The sequence below is a fragment of the Pelomicrobium sp. genome, from assembly GCF_036803785.1.
Lineage (GTDB): Bacteria > Pseudomonadota > Gammaproteobacteria > Burkholderiales > UBA6910 > Pelomicrobium.
This window is the reverse complement of the sequence record NZ_DAIRTR010000044.1, coordinates 1-21,483: the sequence shown is the minus strand read 5'-3', so window position 1 is coordinate 21,483 and position 21,483 is coordinate 1. Positions and strand designations below refer to the sequence as shown.

At 67.0% G+C, this 21,483-nt stretch carries 22 protein-coding genes; 16 read left to right on the top strand and 6 right to left on the bottom strand.

From position 1 onward, the window contains the following. The first annotated feature begins 218 nt into the window (after positions 1 to 218). The 6 genes from V7Q81_RS07180 (at position 219) to V7Q81_RS07155 (ending at position 6,452) form a co-directional block, all read left to right on the top strand. Positions 219 to 809: a ubiquinone biosynthesis accessory factor UbiJ gene (locus tag V7Q81_RS07180; protein ID WP_333841410.1), complete on the top strand. Its 591-nt coding sequence runs from the start codon at positions 219 to 221 to the stop codon at positions 807 to 809. Between the two features lie 100 nt (positions 810 to 909). Further along, positions 910 to 2,436 carry a ubiquinone biosynthesis regulatory protein kinase UbiB gene (gene ubiB, locus V7Q81_RS07175; protein WP_333841408.1) on the top strand — a complete coding sequence of 509 codons (1,527 nt, stop codon included), beginning with the start codon at positions 910 to 912 and terminating at the stop codon, positions 2,434 to 2,436. Between the two features lie 64 nt (positions 2,437 to 2,500). Then, complete coding sequence (locus V7Q81_RS07170; RefSeq protein ID WP_333841405.1) at positions 2,501 to 3,583, top strand: ABC transporter ATP-binding protein; 1,083 nt, start codon at positions 2,501 to 2,503, stop codon at positions 3,581 to 3,583. Then, positions 3,555 to 4,415, top strand: a complete 861-nt coding sequence (locus V7Q81_RS07165; protein WP_333841403.1) for an ABC transporter permease — start codon at positions 3,555 to 3,557, stop codon at positions 4,413 to 4,415. Before V7Q81_RS07170 ends, V7Q81_RS07165 begins: the two co-directional genes overlap by 29 nt. Before the next feature lie 145 nt (positions 4,416 to 4,560). After that, on the top strand, positions 4,561 to 5,361 hold the full coding sequence (locus V7Q81_RS07160; protein WP_333841417.1) for an ABC transporter permease: 801 nt from the start codon (positions 4,561 to 4,563) through the stop codon (positions 5,359 to 5,361). Continuing rightward, positions 5,358 to 6,452, top strand: coding sequence for an ABC transporter substrate-binding protein (locus V7Q81_RS07155; RefSeq protein ID WP_333841401.1), 1,095 nt, complete (start codon positions 5,358 to 5,360; stop codon positions 6,450 to 6,452). The genes V7Q81_RS07160 and V7Q81_RS07155 overlap by 4 nt, the downstream gene beginning before the upstream one ends. A gap of 131 nt (positions 6,453 to 6,583) precedes the next feature. Here the strand turns inward: V7Q81_RS07155 and V7Q81_RS07150 are convergent, their stop codons facing one another. Further along, complete coding sequence (locus V7Q81_RS07150) at positions 6,584 to 7,573, bottom strand: acetyltransferase (protein WP_333841399.1); 990 nt, start codon at positions 7,571 to 7,573, stop codon at positions 6,584 to 6,586. Here V7Q81_RS07150 and V7Q81_RS07145 point away from each other — a divergent pair. Beyond that, entirely contained in the window at positions 7,572 to 8,705 is a 1,134-nt protein-coding gene (locus V7Q81_RS07145; protein WP_333841397.1) for a VanZ family protein, read from the top strand. The two genes, V7Q81_RS07150 and V7Q81_RS07145, sit on opposite strands and share 2 nt — an antisense overlap. Here the strand turns inward: V7Q81_RS07145 and V7Q81_RS07140 are convergent. Then, a complete protein-coding gene (locus V7Q81_RS07140; RefSeq protein WP_333841395.1) occupies positions 8,635 to 10,248 on the bottom strand; it encodes a nitroreductase in 1,614 nt (537 codons plus the stop codon). The genes V7Q81_RS07145 and V7Q81_RS07140 overlap by 71 nt on opposite strands. A 125-nt stretch (positions 10,249 to 10,373) precedes the next feature. Between V7Q81_RS07140 and V7Q81_RS07135 the strand changes: the two genes are divergently transcribed. The 9 genes from V7Q81_RS07135 (at position 10,374) to sorU (ending at position 18,633) form a co-directional block, all read left to right on the top strand. Further along, positions 10,374 to 10,682, top strand: a complete 309-nt coding sequence (locus tag V7Q81_RS07135; protein ID WP_333841393.1) for a (2Fe-2S) ferredoxin domain-containing protein — start codon at positions 10,374 to 10,376, stop codon at positions 10,680 to 10,682. A 35-nt stretch (positions 10,683 to 10,717) separates the two neighbouring features. Beyond that, on the top strand, positions 10,718 to 11,320 hold the full coding sequence (locus V7Q81_RS07130) for an alpha/beta hydrolase (protein ID WP_333841390.1): 603 nt from the start codon (positions 10,718 to 10,720) through the stop codon (positions 11,318 to 11,320). Beyond that, positions 11,308 to 12,219: an ATP-binding cassette domain-containing protein gene (locus tag V7Q81_RS07125; RefSeq protein ID WP_333841387.1), complete on the top strand. Its 912-nt coding sequence runs from the start codon at positions 11,308 to 11,310 to the stop codon at positions 12,217 to 12,219. The genes V7Q81_RS07130 and V7Q81_RS07125 overlap by 13 nt, the downstream gene beginning before the upstream one ends. Before the next feature lie 54 nt (positions 12,220 to 12,273). After that, positions 12,274 to 13,068: an ABC transporter permease gene (locus V7Q81_RS07120; RefSeq protein WP_442954784.1), complete on the top strand. Its 795-nt coding sequence runs from the start codon at positions 12,274 to 12,276 to the stop codon at positions 13,066 to 13,068. A 34-nt stretch (positions 13,069 to 13,102) separates the two neighbouring features. Then, positions 13,103 to 15,592: a molybdopterin cofactor-binding domain-containing protein gene (locus V7Q81_RS07115; protein WP_333841384.1), complete on the top strand. Its 2,490-nt coding sequence runs from the start codon at positions 13,103 to 13,105 to the stop codon at positions 15,590 to 15,592. Positions 15,593 to 15,636: 44 nt separating this feature from the next. Beyond that, complete coding sequence (gene hemJ / locus V7Q81_RS07110; RefSeq protein ID WP_333841382.1) at positions 15,637 to 16,050, top strand: protoporphyrinogen oxidase HemJ; 414 nt, start codon at positions 15,637 to 15,639, stop codon at positions 16,048 to 16,050. A gap of 242 nt (positions 16,051 to 16,292) precedes the next feature. Further along, a complete protein-coding gene (locus tag V7Q81_RS07105; RefSeq protein WP_333841380.1) occupies positions 16,293 to 16,721 on the top strand; it encodes a nuclear transport factor 2 family protein in 429 nt (142 codons plus the stop codon). Positions 16,722 to 16,986: 265 nt separating this feature from the next. After that, positions 16,987 to 18,213 carry a SorT family sulfite dehydrogenase catalytic subunit gene (gene sorT, locus V7Q81_RS07100; RefSeq protein ID WP_333841377.1) on the top strand — a complete coding sequence of 409 codons (1,227 nt, stop codon included), beginning with the start codon at positions 16,987 to 16,989 and terminating at the stop codon, positions 18,211 to 18,213. A 66-nt stretch (positions 18,214 to 18,279) separates the two neighbouring features. Beyond that, positions 18,280 to 18,633 carry a SorU family sulfite dehydrogenase c-type cytochrome subunit gene (gene sorU, locus V7Q81_RS07095; protein ID WP_333841375.1) on the top strand — a complete coding sequence of 118 codons (354 nt, stop codon included), beginning with the start codon at positions 18,280 to 18,282 and terminating at the stop codon, positions 18,631 to 18,633. 40 nt (positions 18,634 to 18,673) lie between these two features. On the opposite strand, the gene V7Q81_RS07090 is transcribed toward sorU, so the two are convergent. The 4 genes from V7Q81_RS07090 to V7Q81_RS07075 are packed head-to-tail and all read right to left on the bottom strand — an operon-like array spanning position 18,674 to position 21,461. Then, positions 18,674 to 19,471 (bottom strand): metal ABC transporter permease, encoded by a 798-nt coding sequence (locus V7Q81_RS07090; protein ID WP_333841372.1) that lies wholly within the window; start codon positions 19,469 to 19,471, stop codon positions 18,674 to 18,676. Next, positions 19,472 to 20,026, bottom strand: coding sequence for an ATP-binding cassette domain-containing protein (locus V7Q81_RS07085; protein ID WP_333841369.1), 555 nt, complete (start codon positions 20,024 to 20,026; stop codon positions 19,472 to 19,474). 56 nt (positions 20,027 to 20,082) lie between these two features. Next, the gene (locus tag V7Q81_RS07080) at positions 20,083 to 20,517 is read right to left on the bottom strand and encodes a hypothetical protein (RefSeq protein WP_333841367.1); all 435 of its coding nucleotides are present in this window, start codon (positions 20,515 to 20,517) and stop codon (positions 20,083 to 20,085) included. A 38-nt stretch (positions 20,518 to 20,555) separates the two neighbouring features. Continuing rightward, positions 20,556 to 21,461 (bottom strand): metal ABC transporter substrate-binding protein, encoded by a 906-nt coding sequence (locus V7Q81_RS07075; protein WP_333841413.1) that lies wholly within the window; start codon positions 21,459 to 21,461, stop codon positions 20,556 to 20,558. Between the last annotated feature and the right edge of the window lie 22 nt (positions 21,462 to 21,483).

The following is a 21,483-nucleotide window of genomic DNA, read 5'->3' as shown; positions in this document are numbered from 1 at the left end:
GCCCAAACACGATCCAAGAGAGAATGCCCATCGAGACCTCCTTGACCCGAAACCCCGCGCCGTTACCCGCCGCGGCACCGGGGTGCTGGCCGCGGAACGAAGATTACCATGGGGCAAACGATCACGGCTGGCGGGCTCGGTCCAGGGGCCGGGGCCGTGACCTCGGGCTTTAAGGGTTAAAATTCAGGCCTGTTCCCTTGTGGGTGGCTGCCTTTCCTATGTTGAGCCGCGCTTTCGCCGCCGCTGTCAACCACGCCCTCGAGCGCTCGGCCTGGGCCCGGGAGCGGCTGCGCCGCCACGCGGGCAAGGCGGTGCGCTTCGTCGTCGCGCCCCTCGACGCGACGCTGGCGATAGGAGAGGAGGGCTACGTGGTGGCACCCCAGGAGACAGAGCCGGCGCTCATCCTGCGTCTTTCGCCCTTTCTGCTGCCGCGGCTGCTGCTCGAGGATGAGGCCGCCTACCGGGAGGTGGATACCGAAGGCGACGCGGAGCTCGCCGCCGACGTGGCGCACCTGTTTCGCCACTTGCGCTGGGACGTGGAGGAGGACTTAAGCCGCGTGATGGGCGATGTGCTGGCCCATCGGCTGGTGGAAGGCGGCACAGCCCTCGCCCGCTGGCCGGTACAGGCGGCCGGTAGTGTCGCCGAGATGCTGGCCGAATACGCCCGAGAGGAGCAGGGCCTTCTGCCCAAGCGGGAAGAGGTCGCTCGGTTCCTGAGCGAGGTGGACAGTCTGCGCGACGACGTGGAGCGCCTGGAGAAGCGGATCGAGCGGCTGGAGGGCGAAGCCGGGAAAGGTTCCAGCGCTTGACGGCTCCGCAGCCTATCCCGAGTCCTTTTCCCCTGGGGGCCGCGGCGCGCCGGGCGAGGGCGCACCCACCCCGCTGCTCCCCCGGCTTCCTTTCCCTGCCATGCGGTTTGCGCGGCTGATCAAGATCGCCTGGGTGATCCAGCGCTTCGGCCTGGATGAGTTCATCCTGGGACACGAGCGCTTCCGCTGGCTGCGGGGGCTTGTGCGCTTCCTCATGTTCTGGAGAAAGCTGGAGGCGCCCCGGGCGGTGCGCCTGCGCCTGGCCATGGAGGCCCTGGGCCCCATCTTCGTCAAGTTCGGGCAGGTGCTGTCCACCCGCCGGGATCTCCTGCCCACCGACATCGCCGACGAACTCGCCAAGCTCCAGGACCAGGTGCCCCCGTTCCCCTCGCCCCAGGTCGAGGAAATCCTGCAGCGCAATTTCCCTCAAGGCTACCGGCAAGTGTTCCGCGAGTTCGATCTCACCCCGGTGGCGAGCGCTTCCGTCGCCCAGGTGCATCTCGCCGTGCTCCACGACGGGACCGAAGCAGCAGTCAAGGTGCTGCGGCCCGGCATCGAGGCGGTGATCGCCAACGATCTGGCGCTCCTCCAGGTAGCCGCCGGCCTGGTGGAAACCCTGTGGGCCGAAGGCCGCCGGCTCAAGCCCCGGCAGGTGGTGGCCGAATTCCAACGCCACCTGTACGACGAGTTGGACCTCATGCGGGAGGCGGCCAACTGCAGCCAGTTGCGCCGCAATTTCGAGCATTCACCGTTACTGCAGGTGCCCGAGGTGTACTGGGACTACTGCTCCAGCGAAGTGATGGTGATGGAACGCATGCACGGCATCCCCATCAGCCAGGTGGACAGGCTCAAGGCCCAGGGCATCGACATCCCCCTCCTCGCCCGCGCTGGAGTGGAGATTTTCTTCACCCAGGTATTCCGGGATGGCTTCTTCCACGCCGACATGCACCCGGGCAATATCTTCGTGGGCGAAGACGGCCGCTACATCGCCCTCGACTTCGGCATCATGGGCACCCTCACCGAGGTGGACAAGAACTACTTGGCCCAGAACTTCATCGCCTTCTTCCGCCGGGACTACAAACGCGTCGCCCAGGCCCACGTGGAGGCCGGCTGGGTACCCCGAGAGACGCGGGTGGAGGAATTCGAAGCGGCGATCCGTACCGTGTGCGAGCCCATCTTCGCCCGCCCCCTCAAGGAAATCTCCTTTGGCAAGCTCCTGGTGCGGCTATTCCAGGTGGCGCGTCGCTTCAACGTGGAAGTGCAGCCCCAGCTCGTGCTGCTGCAGAAGACCCTGCTCAACATCGAGGGCCTGGGTCGGCAGCTCGATCCAGACCTAGACCTGTGGAAGACGGCCAAGCCCTTTCTCGAGCGCTGGATGGACGAGCAGGTGGGCGCCCGGGCCCTGGTGCGCCACCTGCGGGAGGAATCGACCCGTTGGCCCGCTCTCCTGCCCCAGTTGCCCCGGCTCGCCCACCGGGCCCTCGTCCAAGCGGCCGACCCTCCCATGCCCGGCCAGCTCGCCCGTCTGCTCGAGGAGCAGAAGCGCCAGAGTCGGCGCCTCGCCTGGGTCGCCCTCCTGCTCACCGCCCTGCTCGGGCTGCAGCTCGCTGCCTTTTTCTACCTGTAAAAAACGGCTTGGCGCGCGGCCGCGCGGTGCTAGAATTGCGTCCCAATTTTCCCGCATCCGGCCCATGGCGCTTCTGGAGATTCGCAACGTCACCCGCCGCTTTGGGGAGTTCACGGCAGTGGATCACGTGAGCCTTTCCATCGAGGCGGGAGAGTTTTTTACCCTGCTCGGCCCTTCTGGCTGCGGCAAGACCACGCTGCTGCGGATGATCGCCGGCTTCGACCTGCCCGACGAGGGGCAGATCGTCCTGGACGGCCGAGACCTAGGCGCCACCCCGCCCGAGAAGCGACCGATCCACACGGTGTTCCAGAGCTACGCCCTTTTCCCCCACATGACGGTGGCAGACAACGTAGCCTTCCCCCTCAAGATGGCGGGCAAGGATCCGGCCACCATCAAGGCCAAGGTAGCCGAGGCGCTAGAAGCGGTGCACCTCTCGGACAAGGCCGAGCGCTTTCCCCACGAGCTCTCCGGCGGCCAGAAGCAGCGGGTCGCCCTCGCTCGGGGCATCGTCAACCATCCCCGCCTCCTCCTCCTGGACGAGCCGCTGGGGGCCTTGGACGCGAAGCTGCGGGAAGAGATGCAGCTCGAGCTCATCAAGCTGCAGCGGGATGTGGGTATCACCTTCGTCTTTGTCACCCATTCCCAGGCCGAAGCCCTGGCCCTGTCCCACCGTATCGCCGTCATGAACCGGGGCCGCATCGAGCAGGTGGACGAGCCTTCCCGGCTCTACAGTGCTCCGAAAAACCGCTTCGTCGCCGACTTCATCGGCAACATCAACCTGATGGAAGCGGAGGTGAAGGAGGCAACCCCCACTCAGCTGGTGCTCACCGTGCCTGGACTGGGGGAAATCCACGCGCCCCCCGCCGATGGCGTGCGGCCTGGGATGAGAGGCGCGTTCGCCATCCGCCCCGAGCAGGTGCGCATTACCGCCCCCGGAGCGGCGGAGCTCAAGAATCACTTCCCGGGCAGGGTACACGATTTGCTCTATGTGGGCGACGTGACCACCTACATCGTGGACCTGGAAAACGGAGCCCGGGTGGAGGCGCTGCTTGCCAATTCCGCCCCAGGCCGGGCCCGGTTTTTCGAAGTGGGCGATCCAGTGGACGTGGCCTGGCGCCATGACGCGGGGGTATTCCTGCGTGAATAGGATCTCCGGGGAACGACTGACCCGCTGGCTGGTGAGCGGGCCGCCTTTCTTCTTCCTCCTGCTGTTCTTCGTCCTGCCCTCAGTCATCATGGTGGTGGCTTCCTTCCGCCATCCCGGCGAGTTCGGCGGGCTCGCCCCCCTCTTTGCCACCGAGCCCGGAGAAGAGGCGGGCCTTACTTTGGAGAACTACCGCATCTTCTTTGGCGATTGGATCTACTTTCAGATCTTTCTCAAGTCCTTCGTGATCGCCGCGCTCACCACCCTGCTGTGCCTGGTGATCGCCTACCCCCTGGCGCTGCTCATCGCCCGAAGCCCCCGCAAGTATCGCGACCTCATGGTACTGCTGGTGGTGCTGCCCTTCGCCAGCAACTTCCTGGTACGGGTCTACGCCTGGATGATCATCCTGGGACCCTTCGAGCTGTTGTTCACGCGCACGGCGGTGATCGTGGGCATGGTCTATGTGCACCTGCCGTTCATGGTGTTGCCCCTGTACACCAACCTGGAAAAACATGACCCGGCCCTGTTGGATGCGGCCCAAGACCTGGGCGCCAACGCCTGGCACCGGTTCTGGAAGGTGACCTTTCCGCTCTCCCTGCCCGGCGTCTTCGCCGGCTCAGCGCTGGTGTTCATCCCGGTGCTGGGGATGTTCGCCATTCCCGAGATCCTGGGCGGCATCGGGGACTGGATGGTGGGCAACATGATCAAGGAGGCATTCCTAGGGGTGCGGGACTGGCCGTTCGGCTCCATGCTGTCGCTCATGCTCACCGTGTGCGTGCTGGCGGTGGCGGGCCTGGCAGCCTGGTTCGCGGGGCGGAAGTTGCGCCATGCGTAAGCTGGGCCTGGGCGTCGAAGTGCTCGCCATCGCCGTGCTCTTCTGGAGCTGCTTTGCTGGCGAGGCGCGCTACCTGCTTTTCGCTGCCGGCTGCCTCCTGCTTGGCGCCGCCGCGGCCCTGGGCTGGCTCGGCGAGCGGCGCCGCATGCCCGATTTCTGGCTCTGGTACGCAAGCCTCCTCGCCTACGCCTTCCTCTACATCCCGCTGGTCATCGTCGTCACCTTCTCCTTCAACGATTCCAAGCTCAACGCGGAATGGGTGGGCTTCACCTTGGACTGGTACCGGCGGCTGTTCAACAACGCCGACATGCTGATTGCCGCCCGCAACTCGGTGCTGATTGCTCTGACTGCTGCCGGCATCGCCACGGTGCTCGGCACCATGGCTGGCATTGCCATGCACCGCTACCGGTCCCGATTCCTGCCTTTCATGGTGTTCACGCCCGTCGCCATGCCAGAAATCCTGCTGGGAGTCTCGCTGCTCATCTACTTTCTCAACTCCCTGAAGCCGCTCCTGTCGACGGTGGGGGTAGAGTTCGACCTAGGGCTCGTCACCGTGATCATCGCCCACATCACTTTCTGTATCGGTTTTGTCGCCATCATCGTGCGCGCACGTCTGGCTGGGATGGACGAGAGCATCTTCGAGGCGGCGCGGGACCTGGGGGCGAGCCCATGGCAAACCTTCCGCCTGGTGACCCTGCCCTTGATCCTTCCGGGGATCATCGCCGGGGCGCTCATGGCATTCACCCTCTCCATCGACGATTTCGTCATCACCTTTTTCACTTCTGGCGTGGGCACCAAGACGCTGCCCTTGGAGATCTACACCATGATCAAGGTGGCGGTGACGCCCGAAGTGAACGCAGTCTCGGCGCTGATGATGCTAATCACGCTCGCCATGATCGTCATCGCCGGGCGCGTAGCTCCGGACGTACTGAGGGCCAAGGCATGAAGTGGGGCCGCCGGCGTGCGCTTAAGGCGCTGCTTGCCGCGGCAGGGTTCGTGCTTTCACCCGGGATTCGTCCCGCCCGCGCCCAGCAAGCGGTGCTGCGCCTGTTCAACTGGAACAATTACATCACCGAGGAGTCGGTCCGCGCCTTCGAAGCGCGGTGCGGCTGCCGCCTCGCCCAGGACTATTACGCCGACAACGAGGAGATGCTGGCCAAGCTCGCCGCCGGCGCCACGGGCTATGACCTGCTGGTACCCACGGGTAATGCGGTGGAGGCCCTCATCAAGTCCGGCCAGCTCCGGCCCCTGGACAAGTCGAAGATCCCCAACCTGGTCAACATCAAGCCCCAGTTCCTGAACCCCTGGTTCGATCCCGGCAACCGCTATTCGGTGCCTTACATGTACACGCTCACCATCGTCGGCTATAACCTGGAACGGGTGCGGGAGCTGGGGCTACCCACTGACACTTGGGCCCTCATCTTCGATCCGCAGCACCTGAGCAAGATCAAAGGCAAGGTCACGGTGCTGGACAGCCAGCGGGAGCTGTTCGCCGCCGCCTTGATCTATCTGGGCTACGACGCCAACGAGAGCGAGGAAAAGAAGCTCAAGGAGGCTCGCGACGTCATCATCGAGGCCAAGCCCTACTGGGCGGCGTTCAACGCCGGCAGCTATTTCAAGGAGCTCGCCATCGGCAACGTGTGGGTGGCCCACGGCTATTCCAACGATTTCTACACTGCCCAGCAGGACGCCCGGGCGGCCGGGCGACCCTTCGCGATCGGCTATTCCACCCCGAAAGAAGGAGCGGTGTTCGCCCTGGACAACCTGGTGATCCACAAAACCGGCCAGCGCCCCGACCTGGCCCACCAGTTCATCAACTTCTGGCTAGAAGGGGAAGCCTCGGCTGCCATCACCAACGAGATCGGCGCTGGCAATCCCAACATGAAGGCCATGGATTACATCAAACCGGAGATCAAGGCGAACCGGGATCTGTTCCCAGACGCAGAGCAATTCAAGCGGCTCCACGACCTGCGGGACTACGATCGCAAGACCCGCCGCTTGCTGAATCGCCTGTGGGTGGAAGTCAAGGTCCGATGACCGTCACGGCGGTGGCCGGTGCGTCGAGCGACAGCGCAACGCGCCGCCATGAAAATGGCACTGCCGGCGCGGTGCCCTGAAGACGGCCTCTACATCCCACCCTGGCGCGGACACCCTTTCGGCTGAGCGCGTCACGAGCCGGGAGCGAAGCTTTCCTCGAACTTGCGCGCGAACGCCTCCACCATCTCCGCCGGCAGCCGGTTGATGCCGGCGGCCGCCGGGCGCCCGCCGCCGGAAGGAAACTGCCGGCACAGGAGGTCGGCTCCCAGCGGACGGGCAATGGGGGCGCGCACGCTCACCGTGTAGCCGCCGGCAAGTGAGGGCGTGAGTACCGCGTGGGCGCGCCCCGGGTGAGTGCGGGCCAGGTAGTTGGCGAAGGCGCCGCAGGCGCGCCGCGCCCACGCCGCATCGGGCAACAGGTACACCGCCCCTGCCGTGGTCTGGCGCATGGGCTCGACTGCCATCGCCTTTTTCATGTCATCCGCATAGCCGCGGCGCAACTGCTGGAACGCTGGCTCCTCGGCGATGAACCGGAAGGGATCGGCATAACGGCTTAAGCGCCGGTACAGCTCAGCGGGGTGAAAGTACAGCTCCTCCACCGACTCTCCGTAGGCGTTGTAGTTGAGGGTTTCTCCCAGCGCCCGCAGCTTTGCAAGCGCTTCTTCCGAAAGCCCCAGGGGCAAGGCTGCGCGGCGGGCGGAATCGAACAGGTTGTCACCGAAGGCCGCCACCACCGCCCAGGCCCGATGGCGGCCGTGGAGATACCGGTCCACCAGCAGGCTGGTGCACAGGTCCGGCGCCGGGTCGATGTGGGCCTCCAGATTGGGATGGCGGGGAATTTCCCCCGCGTAGTGGTGATCGAAATAGAGGCATCGGGCGCCGGCCTCGAGGGCGTGGGCGAGGGCATCGCGGTTCTCCGCGAGGGAGATGTCCAGCACCGTGAGCACATCGCCAGCCACGGGGGCAATGCGCCCGAGCAGGCGCACCTCGCGCTTGATGCCGGTCACCAGCACGGCGTCACGAGGCTCTTCGAGTCGCAGCTGATGGAGCGCGCAGAGGCCGTCGGCGTCGCCGTTGAAGATATCGTAGAATGCCACCGTTTCCGCCTGTCGCTCAGCCATGCGCGAGCCTTCCGAGGAAGCCCAGACCCCGGCGCTTCGCCCTTTCCGGCTGAGCCTCTACGCCGCCCTAGCATATACACTGCTCATTGCCTATGCCAGCCTGGCGCCTTTCGCCGGCTGGCAGGTGCCGCAGCGGCCACTGCTGGCATTCGTGCTCGCCTCGTGGCCCCGCTACGTGACCCGGGGCGACGTGCTGATCAACATGGCCGCCTACCTTCCCTTCGGCTTTCTGGTCATCGTGTCGCTGCCCCGCCGCTGGCCCAAGTCGGCCGCCGTGGTCGCCACCTGCCTGCTGGGAGTGAGCCTGAGCTTCCTCATGGAATTCGGCCAGCAGTTCGTGCCCGGCCGCATCGCCTCCAACCTGGATCTGCTTACCAACGGTGCCGGGGCCTTGCTGGGGGCCGCCCTGGCCGTGCCCCTGCTCCGACGGCCGGCAGCCCTCTCCACCCTGACGGACGTGCGCGACTATTGGTTTCACACTGGCCGCGCCGCCGACGCGGGGCTGGTGCTTGTCGCCCTGTTCTTCTTTGCCCAAGCCAATCCTTCCCTGCCATGGATGGCAAGCCGGGTGCTCGAAGCCGCCGTTCCTCTGGAACCCGCCGCCGTGCAAGGATTTTCCTTCACCCAGCTCGGCCTTTCCCTGAGCAACACCCTGACCCTCTCCATGCTGGTGTCCCTGCTCACACCGAGACCGCGCCCGCGCTTCTGGCTCTGCACGCTGGTGCTGGTAGCCATCGCCCTGGGCAAGCTGCTCGCCGCGCATCTGTTGCTCAAGCCCGAAGCGGTGCTGCAATGGCTGAGCGTGGAGGCGGCTTTGGGGACCGCCTACGGGCTCGCCTTCGCCGCACTGGTGCTGCGCCTGGGGCGCACCCCTCGGGCCTGGGTAGGGATGGCGGGGGCTGCAGCAAGCCTGGTCTTCGCCTATGCCTTCGAGCACGCCGCCACCGCTTCGGCGGTGTTACGCCTGTTCGACTGGCGCTACGGCCATCTGCTCAACTTTAACGGCATCACCGGTTTCGTGGCGGAGCTGTGGCCGGTGCTGGCGCTGGGCTATTTCGCCCTCACCGGCGCAGGTGCGCGTAGGGCGGGAGGGTCTGCAACCGCGAGTCCTCCACCGGGCCGCCCGCGGTGAAATGATAAAGGGACTGGAACGAGCGATCCTCGATGCCGAGCAGGCGGTGCATCGCGTCGTCGAAGAAGCAGCCGATGCCGGTGCCCCGGATGCCCGCCGCTTCCGCCTCCAGGTAGAGGATCTGGCCGAGCAGTCCCGCCTCCCAGTAGAGCTCCCGGTACACCCAGGGTCCTGCAGCGAGGGCCGTGTCGAACTCGGCAAGAAAACCCAGAGCGAAACAGGAATCAGCCGCGATGTCCTGGTGGCAAGAAATGAAGCGGGCGAGGTCCCGGGCGTCGCCTTCGGCGAGCAGGTACAGGGGCAGGTGGGCTGGCGCCGATTCGACCCGCCGCCACGCCCACTCGCCCTGCAAAGCCGCACGCAGCCGCGGATAGGCGTCCTCGTCACGCACCAGGGCATATAGGCCCGGTGCCACCCCATCCACTCGGTGGACGAAGAAGACGGGATGGACCCGCGGTCGCCACGACCAGGCGTCGAGAGGCGGCACGTGGGGGCGCGGCAGCAAGGCATCCAGCAGGGTGAACCAGCGGGCCCTGGAGAGAGAAGTGACACCATCGAAATCCACCGCGCTGCGTCGCTGGCGGATCAGCGCGGCGGCCGAAAGCCCGCAGCCGGTGGGCGTCAACGGCGGCAGGGGCGCCGGCGTCCAGGGCGGCGGCTCCAAGCCGGCGGGCCGACGGGTCGCCCGTTCCACGTCGTCGATGCCCGGCCAGGGGACCTGCTCGGGGCTCAGCCGGTTGGGCTGCCCGACAAAGCGCAGGCCGTCCCGGGGCACTTCGATGCTCCGGGGCGGCGGGACGCCCGGGCCGATCCAAAGCAATGCCTCGGGGAATTCGGGCTCCGCCTCGCCCCATGGGCCAGCGAGCCCCAGCAGCACCGAAAGGCCCTCATCCCCCATGCCGAGCATAAGCCGCGCCCTCCAGCCCAAGGCGGCGGCCGCGTAGGCTAGGGCACCAATGGCGTGGCCGCAGTCGTGCTGGCAGTAGCGCCAAGCCCGCAGCCCGTACTTCCATGCCTCGCGCCAGTGGATGCCCGTCAGGGCCACCCACACGCCGCCCATGAGGGCTTGGTCCCAGCGCTGGGTCTCCAGAGGAATCCCCCGCCGCTCCAGGCTGTGGTCCCGGCTCACGTAGTGGTACACGCCCCGGGCCAGGCCGGGCAGCTCGCCGCAGACCAGATACGCTTCCGTGGGATGGAGGTTGCCGCTGGAAGGATTGCAGCGCAGGGCCCAGCGGCTCGAGCCGTAACGCTTCCAGGCAGACAGTCCCAAGGAAAGCTCGAACAGGAGCGCGATCGCCTGCCGATCGAGGGGACGGGGATCGCGGGCACCGCGGCGTACATCCTCATAGAGGATCGGCAGCCGGTCCGCCATCAAGGGCAGGGCAAGCTGCTGGGCGCCGGCATAGGTACGGAAGGGATCCGGCTGGTTGGCCCAGTCGAGACCTCCTGGGCCGGGTGCGTACCGGTCCGGGTGATGCTTGCTCGCCTCGTGGTAGCGCAGCACCCCGGCGAGGGGATTCGCGAGCGCCGATTCCGGTCTCATTGGCGCCGCCCCAGATCCGCCGGCGACAGGCTCGGGCGTTGCCGGGGGTAGCGCGTCCCCGCACTCCGGAAGCCTGATCGCCAACTGGTATAATTTCCCGCTCCCATTCCTTCCCTCCCACCATCGTGAGCTATTACAAGTACCACGTCTTCTTCTGCTGCAACCAGCGAGAAGCGGGGGAAGCGTGCTGCAACAACCACGGCGCCCAGGCGATGCGGGCCTATGCCAAGGAGCAGGTCAAAGCCCTCGGGCTCGCCGGTCCCGCAAAGGTGCGAGTCAACCAGGCGGGCTGCCTGGATCGGTGCAGCGAGGGGCCTGTCTTGGTGGTCTATCCCGAAGGGATTTGGTACACCTACGTGGATAAGGATGACATCGACGAAATCATCCGAGAACACCTGGTGCACGGCCGCATCGTGGAGCGGCTACGCATTTGAGTCCGTGCCTTCTCCGGTCACGGTTCCAGGCCACCATGCAGCATAACACCATACGGATCGCCGGCCCCGTGGGCCCGATCGAAGCGGCCCTAGCCGATCCCGGCCCGCCGCGCAGGGGCATCGCCGTGATCGCCCATCCCCATCCCCTCTATGGGGGAACCATGGACAACAAAGTGGTCACTACCCTGTCCCGGGCGTTTGAGTCAGAGGGCTTCGCCGCCGTGCGCTTCAACTTCCGGGGCGTCGGGCACAGTGCCGGCGCCTTCGACGAGGGCGAAGGAGAGACCGAGGACGCAGTGGCGGTAGCACAATGGGCCCTCGCCACCTTGGGCGCTAGCCCCTTGTGGCTTGCCGGCTTCTCCTTCGGCGCCGCCATCCAGGCCCGGGCCGGGCGGCGGCTCCCGCCCGCTCGCCTAGTGCTGGTGGCGCCGGCGGTCAACCGCGTAGCCATGCCCAATGTGCCCGAGGATACGCTCGTCATCCACGGCGAGCACGACGACGTGGTTCCTTTAAGCGAAGTCATGGATTGGGCGCGTCCCCAGGGGCTGCCGGTGGTAGTCATTCCGGGGGGCGAGCACTTCTTCCACGGGCGCCTGCCCCTGCTCAAGCGCCTAGTGGCCGCTGCATGCAGATCCTAACCGTGCGGGGGTTGCGCAAGTCCTACGGGAAGCACGAGGTGGTGCGAGGCGTGGACCTGACCGTCGCACGCGGCCAGTGCTTCGGGCTACTCGGTCCCAACGGGGCGGGCAAGACCACCACCCTGCGGCTGTGCCTGGGGCTCACCGATCCCGACGGCGGCGAAATCCGCCTGCTGGGAGAGCCGGTACCCACGCGGGCGCGAGAAGCCCGGATGCGGGTGGGAGTGGTGCCCCAGTTCGACAACCTGGATCCGGATTTTACCGTGGCCGAAAACCTGCTGGTGTTCGGGCGCTATTTCGGCCTGGACGACCAAACGGTGGGGAAGCGCGTTCCGGCGCTGCTCGCCTTCGCCGGGCTCGAGGGCCGGGCCGATACCCGCATCCAAACCCTCTCCGGCGGCATGCGCCGGCGTCTCACCCTGGCCCGGGCGCTGGTGAACGACCCCGACCTCCTGTTCCTGGACGAGCCCACCACCGGGCTCGATCCCCAGGCGCGACATCTGATCTGGGAGCGGCTCAAGCACCTGCTCGCCCTGGGCAAGACCATTGTGCTCACCACCCATTTCATGGACGAGGCCGAACGGCTGTGCGACGCCCTTTCGGTCATGGACGGCGGCCGCATCATCGCCCATGGTTCCCCCCGGGCGCTGATCCGCCACCACATCGAACGGGAAGTGGTAGAGGTGTACGGTGAAGGCGTTGAGGCGTGGGCGCGGGAGCAAGCGAGGAGGCTGAGCCGGCGGGTGGAGGTCGCCGGGGAGACCGCTTTCTGCTATTGCGATGACGCCCAGCCCATCATCGCCGATCTGGAAGGACGGCCCGGCCTGCGTTATCTGCACCGACCCGCCAACCTGGAAGACGTGTTCTTGAAACTCACCGGCCGGGACATCCGTGACTGACGCCATCCGATTCGCTGAGGTGCCGTGAGCGCCCCGCTTCCCGCCATCCGCCGATTGAACGGCTTCAATCCCAAGCACCTGCAACCGCCGCGACTGTCGCTGCGTTTCGTGCCTGTATGGCGGCGTAATTTCCTGGTGTGGCGCAAGCTCGCCATCCCCTCCATGCTGGGCAACCTGGCCGACCCCATGCTCTACATGCTCGCCCTGGGCTTCGGGCTGGGGGGGCTCCTCCCCACCGTGGAGGGCGTACCCTATATCACCTTCCTCGCCGCCGGCACCGTGTGCTACGGCACCATGAACAGCGCCACCTTCGAAGCGCTCTACTCCGGCTTCTCCCGCATGCACGTACAACGTACCTGGGACGCGATCCTGAACGCCCCCGTCACCCTGGACGACGTGGTGACGGCGGAAGCCGCGTGGGCCGCCTCCAAAAGCTTTCTCTCCGGCATGGCGATCCTTGCCGTCATCTGGCTTCTGGGGCTCTCCCATTCGCCCCTCACCCTGTGGATCGTCCCCTTGATTCCTCTGATCGGGCTCACCTTCGCCTGCATGGGGCTCGTGATCACCGCCCTGTCCCCGAGCTATGACTTCTTCCTCTACTATTTCACCCTGGTCGTCACCCCCATGGTGCTTTTGTGCGGCGTGTTCTTCCCCACTGCGCAGCTTCCCGCGGCCCTGCAGAGCGTCGCCCAGGTACTGCCCCTCACCCACGCCATCGAGCTAGTGCGCCCGCTGGTGGTAGGCCGCGCACCGACGCAGCCCCTCCTCCATGTGCTGGTGCTGCTCGCCTACGCAGCCGCCGCCTTCTACCTGGCCCTGGTGCTCACCCGGCGGCGCTTGCTCAAGTGAGCTTTCCCGGGGAAGTCGTAGGGCAGGCATCGCCATGATGGAGCTCGCCATCAACGGGCGGCGGCACCGCCTGCGCCTCGAGCCCCAGACGCCCCTTCTCTGGGCCTTGCGCGACGCCCTCGGGCTGAAAGGCACCAAGTACGGCTGCGGCGTCGGGGCCTGCGGCATCTGCGTGGTGTGGCTCGACGGCACCCCGGTCAAGGCCTGCCAGGTCACCCTCGCCGATGTGGGGACCCGCGCCGTCACCACCCTGGAGGGGCTGGGAAGCGAGCACCCCGTGGTGCGGGCATGGATCGCCGAACAGGTGCCCCAGTGCGGCTATTGCCAGGGCGGGCAGATCATGACGGCCGCGGCGCTGCTTGCCCGCCATCCCCGGCCCTCGCCCCAGGAGGTGGCGGCAGCCCTAAACGAAGTGCTGTGTCGCTGCGGGACGTACCCCCGGATCCGCCGTGCCTTCGAACGGGCAGCGCAGGGCGAGCTGCCCACCGCAGCGCCGGCGGCCCTCTCCCCACCGCCGCCCGGGAGCCGTGAATTTCCCCTCAACGATTTCGTGCGCCTGAGCACCGACGGCGTGTTCACCGTGGTGATCAACCACTCGGAAATGGGCCAAGGCGCTCTGACGGGCCTCGCCCTGCTGGTGGCCGAGGAGCTGGGCGTTGCCCCCTCAGCCTTGCGCACCGAGTTCGCCCCGGCGCAGGCCCGGTACAAGAACCCCATGTGGAACGTGCAGCTGACGGGCGGCTCGAGCAGCATCCGGGGCGAGTGGCAGCGGTTGCGTCGCGCCGGGGCCGAGGCGCGACAGAAACTACTCGCCGCGGCGGCAAAGCGCTGGCGAGTCAAGGCCAGGGAATGCCGGCTCTATGACGATGGAATAATCCACGAGCCCACGGGCCGCCACTTTCCCCTTGGCGTGCTGGCGCAAGCGGCGGCGCAGGAACGGCAGCCTGGCCGTGTGACGCTCAAGCCCTCGGCCGCGTTCCATTTCATCGGCCGTCCGACGCCCCGACTGGACATCCCGGACATGGTGACTGGCCGTACTGTCTACGGCATCGACGTGGAAGTGCCCGGGAAACTCGTCGCCGTGGTGGCGCGCCCGCCCGTGTTCGGCGGGCGACTGCAGCGAGTGGACCCGTCTCGGGCGCTGGCCATTCCGGGCGTCGCGCGGGTCCTGGAAATCGGCAGCGGGGTGGCGGTAGTGGCGCAAACGTTCCTTCAGGCCCTGCAGGCACGCGAGGCCTTGGACATCGCGTGGGCGCCGGGCCCCCATGCGGCGCTTTCGAACGACGACATCGAAGCGGCGTTGGAAGAAGGCCTCGCCCGGCCCGGCAAGGTGGCCCGTGCCCGCGGCCGCCCCAAAGGGGTGCTGGCCCGGGCCGAGCGGGTGCTGGAGGCCGTCTACGCGACCCCCTATCTCGCCCACGGGACGCTCGAGCCGATGAATTGCACCGCCCACGTCCACGGGGACGGATGCGACGTCTGGGTCGGCACCCAAAGCCAGGAAGACGCCCAGAAGGCGGCGGCCGAGGCGGCGGGGCTCCCCCGGTCCCGGGTGCGGGTGCACACCGCCTTTCTGGGCGGCGGCTTTGGCCGGCGGCTGGAGACCGACTTCGTCGTCGAGGCGGTCGCGCTTTCAAAAGCGCTGGGCGCCCCTGTGCAGGTCCTCTGGACCCGGGCCGACGACCTGCAGCACGACGTCTATCGCCCGGCGCACCGGGCCAGACTCCAAGCGGCCCTCGACCGGAAAGGGTGGCCCGAAGCCCTGTTCGTGCGCGTCGCTGGCCCGGCGTTGGCCCTGGATATGGTGGAGGTACCCTACGCCATCCCCCACTACCGGGAGGAGCACGCGGAAGTGGTGCTGCCGGTGCCCAGCGGGGCATGGCGGGCCGTAGGGGCGTCGCAAAACGGTTTCGTGGTGGAAGGCTTCATCGACGAGCTGGCCCATGCCGGGGGTCACGATCCGTTCGAATTCCGCCGCGCCCTGCTCGCCACTCACCCGCGCCAGCGGGCGGTGCTGGAGCGAGCCGCGGCCCTGGCCGGCTGGGGCGCGCCCCTGCCGCCCGGCCGGGGACGGGGCATCGCCACCTACGCCTCTTTCGGCGCCTGGGTCGCCCTGGTGGCAGAGGTGACGGTAAGCGCAACAGGGGACATCCGGGTGGAGAGCGCCGTGGGCGTGATCGACTGTGGCCTGGCGGTCAATCCGGACAGCGTGCGGGCCCAAGTGGAAGGCGGGATCGCCATGGGCCTTTCGGCGGCCCTCAAGGAAGAGGTACGCATCGAAGGCGGACGGGTCACCCAGGCCACGTTCCGCGACTACCCCATCCTCACGTTTTCGGAAATGCCCGCGCTGCAGGTGGAGATCGTGGAAAGCGGCGAGCCGCCGGGCGGCGTTGGCGAAGCGGCCGTGCCGGTCGCAGCGCCCGCGGTGGCCAGCGCGGTGTTCGCCGCGACCGGGGTGCGGCTGCGGCGGCTGCCTTTGCGGCTGCCCGGAGCCGGGTTCTCGCCTGGGCAAGCCCGCAGGCCATGAATGCCGCCTGAGGGAGGCACCTTTTTGAGTACCGGAGCCCTGCCATGCTGTGGATCAAGGCGTTTCACATCGTCTTCATGGTGACCTGGTTCGCCGGGCTGTTTTATCTGCCCCGGCTCTTCGTGTATCACGCCATGGCAGAGGACGCGGTGAGCCGCGAGCGCTTCCAGGTGATGGAGCGCAAGCTCTATTACGGCATCATGACCCCGGGTGGGGTGCTGACCCTCGCCCTGGGCCTATGGCTGTGGCTTGGCTATGGCTTCTCCGGCGGCTGGCTCCACGCCAAGCTCGCCTTGGTGGCGGTCCTGGTCGCCTACCACCTGTGGTGCGGCAAGCTCCTGCGGGATTTCCGCGAAGAGCGCAATACCCACAGCCACGTGTGGTACCGCTGGTTCAACGAGTTTCCGGTCGTGATCCTGGTGGCGGTGGTGATCCTAGTGGTGGTCAAGCCCTTCTGAGGGGCCAGAGGTGCTTTGCCGACCGCGCTCTGCGCGTCGACCGTCCGCCCTCCCACAGGCGTTCAAAAACCTTAGAACGTATCTCCCGCGCCTCGGCGGAGAATCCCTCCGGCCCGCGACAGCAGCCGGCCCGTGCCGCTCGTCTGGAAAAAAAAATGTTCAGAGCCCGGGGAATAGGCGCCTGCCGGCGGTCGTTTACCACGGTGGTGACCCTTCAACCCATTTTTTAAGGAGATCACGCGATGAAACGACGTGCTGTGGCGGTGGGCTGGCTCATTCTCCTTAGCAGCAGCGCCTTCGCGGGGCCGGCCGTGGACGACGCGAAGGCCCACTTCCAGGCCATCGCCGCCGGCGACCTCAACCGCATCACGGACGCTTACGCCGACCATGCCCGACTCAACTGGGTGGGCGGTCCCCTCAACGGCACTTACGACGGCCTCCAGAGCATCCGCGCCGTGTGGGAAAAGTTCGTCAAGGCCCAGGGGCCGCTCAAGCTGACCGTGGACAAAGTGGAGGAATCCGCCAATCCTCAGGGCGCCACCGTGACGGCCAACGTCGAGTTCCAAGGCAAACAGGCGATCAAGGTGCGCTATGTGCTCACCTACCGGGAGGGACGCCTGGTGAGCGAGACCTGGCAAATTGACCCCCACCTTTCCGTGGTCGGATACTGAGCCCGCCGCTGAGGCTTGCCGGAAATGGAGGAGCCTTACCGGCACGTGGTCATGGGGCTACGTCGAGGGCGGGCCTCTGCACTGCCCGGAGAAACGGGCTTGCAGTGGCCTTTAGAATGTAATAAAAAAATGATCTAAACTCATTCTAAAAACGGTAGGTGCCCCCTTGCCCCGTGAATAAAGGGGGAGTAGGGGTACGATTTGCCCTAAGGCCTTGTAAAACAAGGGCGGGGTCCCTCAAAACCTTGACCGCGAGGAGGAAACGATGCACGAGACCATCGATCGACGCCGTCGCCAACTGCTCGCCGGCAGCGCCGGCGCCCTGGCTGCCGGGATGACCGGTGCCACCGCGGGGCTCGTCGGCTGGAGCCCCCGGGCCTGGTCCGCGGAGCCAGCGAAGCCCAAGCCGCTGCCCGAGTATGTGGCCTGGAAGGACGCGGAGAGCCTCATCGTCCACAGCGCGAGCACCATCGAGACCAAGCGCAGCGCCTTCGGCACGAGCCTCATCACCCCGGCCGAGCGGCTGTTCATCCGCAACAACCTGCCAGCGCCGGACCCCTCCTACGTAGCTGACCGCAACAGTTGGGAGCTGACGGTGGAGGGAGTCAAAAACCCCCGCAAGCTCACCCTCGCCCAACTGAAGACCTTGGGGCTGGAGACGGTGCCCATGGTGTTGCAATGCTCCGGTAACGGCCGCGGCTTCTTCCCCCACAAGCCGAGCGGCACTCCCTGGACGGTGGGAGCGGCGGGCTGCGTGTTCTGGAGCGGAGTACCTGTGAAAGCGGTGGCCCAGGCGCTGGGGGGAGTGGCCGAGGGCATGCGCTTCATCACTAGCACGGGGGGAGAAAAACTGCCCGAGGGCCTGGATCCGAAAGGCGTGGTGGTAGAGCGCTCGGTGCCCCTGAGCGCCCTGGAAGATGCCCTGCTCGCCTGGGAGATGAATGGCGCACCCATTCCCCTCGCCCACGGCGGACCCCTGCGCCTCATCGTGCCGGGCTACACCGGCGTCAACAACGTGAAGTACGTCAAGCGGCTCGCCTTCACCCGGGAGGAGACCGACGCCAAGATTCAGAAGACCAGCTACCGCATTTCTCCCATCGGGACCAAGGGGGACCCGAGCCAGCCCTCCGTGTGGGAGATGAACGTGAAGTCCTGGGTCAATTACCCCTACCCCGGCATGGGCCCGCTCCCCGCCGGGTGGGTGCAGATCCATGGCGTCGCCTTCGGCGGCACCCAGGCGGTCAAGCGGGTCGAAGTGTCCCTGGACGGGGGCCGAAGCTGGAAAGAAGCGCGCTTCGTGGGCCCCGACCTGGGCCGCTACGCCTGGCGCCAGTTCGTGTTCCAGGCGGAGCTCAAGCCCGGCGCCTATACGGTGACGAGCCGCGCCATCGACGCGAAAGGCAACGTGCAGCCCGAAGAGCGGATGGAAAACGACCAGGGCTACGTCAACAACAGTTGGCGCGATCACGCGGTCCAGGTGACGGTTGCCTGACTTCCGAGCGCGGCGCTCAGGTCTCGGGCGCCGCGTTGCTCTGACGCCACCACCTTCAAGATCACCATGAGACACTACGCTGTGTTGCCCAAACGTCGCCTCGCGGCGGCAACCCTCTTCGCGGTCGCCGTCCCATGCAGCGCCGGCGACTCGACCCCCGAGGCCCGTATGGCTTTGGGCAAGGAAGTCTTCACTCGACTCGCCCAGCCTCCCTGCAGCGTCTGCCACGCCCTACAGGAGGCGGGTTCGAGTGCCGAGATCGGCCCGAACCTGGACCAGCTCAAACCCGATGCCCAGCGCGTCGCGGCTGCTGTGAGGAAGGGGATCGGGATCATGCCGGCCTTTGGCACCTCCCTCACGGAGGAGCAAATCCAGGCGGTGGCGCACTACGTCGCCCGGGCGAGCGGCGCCGAAAAGTGAGCGAGCGTCCAGGCCGGGGCCACGGAGATGCCGTGAGCGCTCACTCTGAAGGCGCCGTTCGACGGCCCATCCGCAGAAGAATCGCCGTCGACACGACCGCCAGCAGCACCAACACCGGGCCGAAGGGCTGGTCCAGCGCCAGGGCCAGGGCGAAGCCCGCTGCGTAGAGGGCGGCGCCCGTCACCAGGGCGCCGAACAAGCCCGTCTTCCAGCCCGGCGCGAGTCGATAGGCCATGACCGAAGGCGCGTAAAGAAGGGCGAAGGTGGCCATGACACCCACGCTGGCGGTGGCGAAAGCGATCACACCCGCCGCCAGCAGATCGAAGGCGAAGCCCAATCGTCGCGCCTGTCTGCGCTTGGCCACTGAAAACCCTGGAAGGAGCCGCTCCAGAAGCAGGGGACGGGAGAGCTTGACCAGCGCCCCGTAGGTGAGCGCCACCGCCCCCACGCCCGCTGCCAGGTGCGCCGCGTTCGCAAAATAGAGCTGACCGTCCAGAAGGGCCCGCCCGAGTGGGTCGGCGAGGGGCAGGTTGGCAACCAGCAGCAGGGCGCCACTCCAGCCGAAGAGGAGCAGCAACACGTAGCCCGTGGCGCCGCCGCGACCGAGGCGTGCCTTGGCCAGGGTCGCGGCGAGGGTGGCGGCTGCCGCTCCCATCATGACAGGCGCATGAAGCGCTACCGCCGCAAGGGCCCCGAAGGCCGAGACCTGGGCGAGCGCCAGGGCCGCGATCCATTCGTCGCGCAACAGCAAGTACATCCCGAGGACGGGAAGGCACAGAGCGTAGGCCAAGCCGGTGGCGAAGGGGAGCTGGAACAGGGGGTCGAGAAAAAAGCCCATTCAGCCGATCTCCAGGATACGGTCGCAGGCCTGCTCCAGGAATTGCCGCTCGTGGCTCACCACCAGGACGGCGCGATCCCTCCGCCAGAATTTGAGTGCCTGAGCGAGCGCCTCCTCGGCCCGGGGATCCAAGTGGTTGGTGGGCTCGTCCAGCAGCACCAGGTCCACCGGCGCCGCCAGGCAGGCCCACACTTGGAAGAGTTGGCGCTCTCCGCCGCTCAGGCGGTCGAGGCGCACCCGCAGCAGGGGTTGCGAGAAAGCGGGAAGACCCTCCCGGTCGGCGCCGGTCAGCGCCAGTAGATCCCGGGCCGAGACGGGAAGACCTGCGAGCGGCGCGCCCTGTTGGCGGTGATAGGCGATACGGATCCCCTCGGGCTTGACCAGGCGGCCATCAAATACCCGGGCTCGGCCGACGAGGGCATCGAGCAGGGTGCTCTTACCCGCGCCGTTCCTACCCCAAAGCCCCACTGCCTCGCCCCGGGCCACCCGCAAGGAGATAGGGCCCACGACGGGCGCGCCGTAGCCCGCCTGCAGGTCGAAAAGCTCGAGGAGCACGCTGCTGCCTGCTCCCGGGCATGGGAGCGCCGAGGAACGAGCAGCACGGCCCCAGGTCAAGGGTGCCCCCTCATGCCGCAGTGGGTGTTGATGGACAATCCCCGGCAGTCCTGGCGCAGCCGCTTTTCGCACCGCGCCATGTCCTGCCCGGAGGCCAGGCATTGTGCCGCCGCCGCATGGGCGGCCGCCATCTTGAGGTGCTTGTCCCGCAGGATGGCCGTGTCCTCCGCTTCCGCCTTCGCCACCCTCATGCCGCAACGGCGCCCTGCCGCGAGGCCTTTGCACGCCTGCTCCAGCGCCCGGAGGCACGACGCGGGAGGCGTGCCCGCCTGCAAGCACTCGGCTGCGCCCTGATGAGCCGCAGCCATCCTGCGGTGGTTGGCGATTTCCTCCTGGGCACCGTGCTGTCCGGGCTTTTCCTGACCAGCCAGGGCCAACGCCACCGAACCGCTGAGCCACCAGGCAGCCAATGGTACGATAGATCGTTTCACGATGACCTCCTTTCATCCCTCCTGGAAGGCTTCCGGCTTCACTCTCGGGCCGCCGGTGACAGAGCGGAGGCAGCCGCGAGGAGCCGCTCCAGGGTGTCGTCGAACAGACCGAACAAGTCCTTCGCCTTTTCCGAGCCCCCCACGGTATAGGGCAGTACCACTTGGGGAATGCCCGCTTGCCGGGAAAACCACTGCGCGGCCCTCGGGCTGTTGTACGGCGCTCGGAGAACCATCCTGGCCGGTTCGCGTTGGTGGGCTTGCAGCAATTGTGCTAGATGGCTGGCGGTGGGTTCGATTCCCGGCTTGGGTTCCAGCGCGCCCACTTGCTTCAGGCCCAGCCAGGCGTTCAGGTAGGTGAAGTCCCGGTGGTGTACGATGACGGGGATGCCCCGCAGAGGTGCCCCTTGCGCTTCCCAGCGCCGGATCGCCTGCTGCCACCGGTCGGAAAAGTCCCGGTACCGGGATCGGTACCAGGCCGCTTGCTCCGCATCCAACCTCGACAGGCGCTGGGCAAGAGCCTCCCCGACCTGGAGGAGATTGCGCGGGTCCAGGTGGATGTGGGGGTTGCCCGCCGGATGTTGATCCCCCAGGGAGCGGTCCAGAACGGCCGGTATTTCCAGCAGGGTTACGTAGCGGGCCGCCTCGAAATAGCCGGGTTTGCCTGGCTGCACGTTGGGGTTGCCCGCCTCCGCAAAAAGAATGGGAAGCCAGCCCACCTCCAGCTCCGCGCCGGTGCACACCGCCAGATCGGCCCGGCGAAAGGCCGCGAGGAGGCTCGGCCTGGCTTGGAGGCGGTGCACGTCCTGGAAGGCGGTGGCGGCTTCGTACACTTCCACCCGCTCTCCTCCCAGCTCCCGCACCAACGCTCCCCACTCCGGCTCGCAGGCGAAGACTTGCAGCGCCGCCCGCGCCGGGGCGAGGGGCAAGGCCGTGCCGGCGATCATCAGGAACAGCCCCGTGATCCAT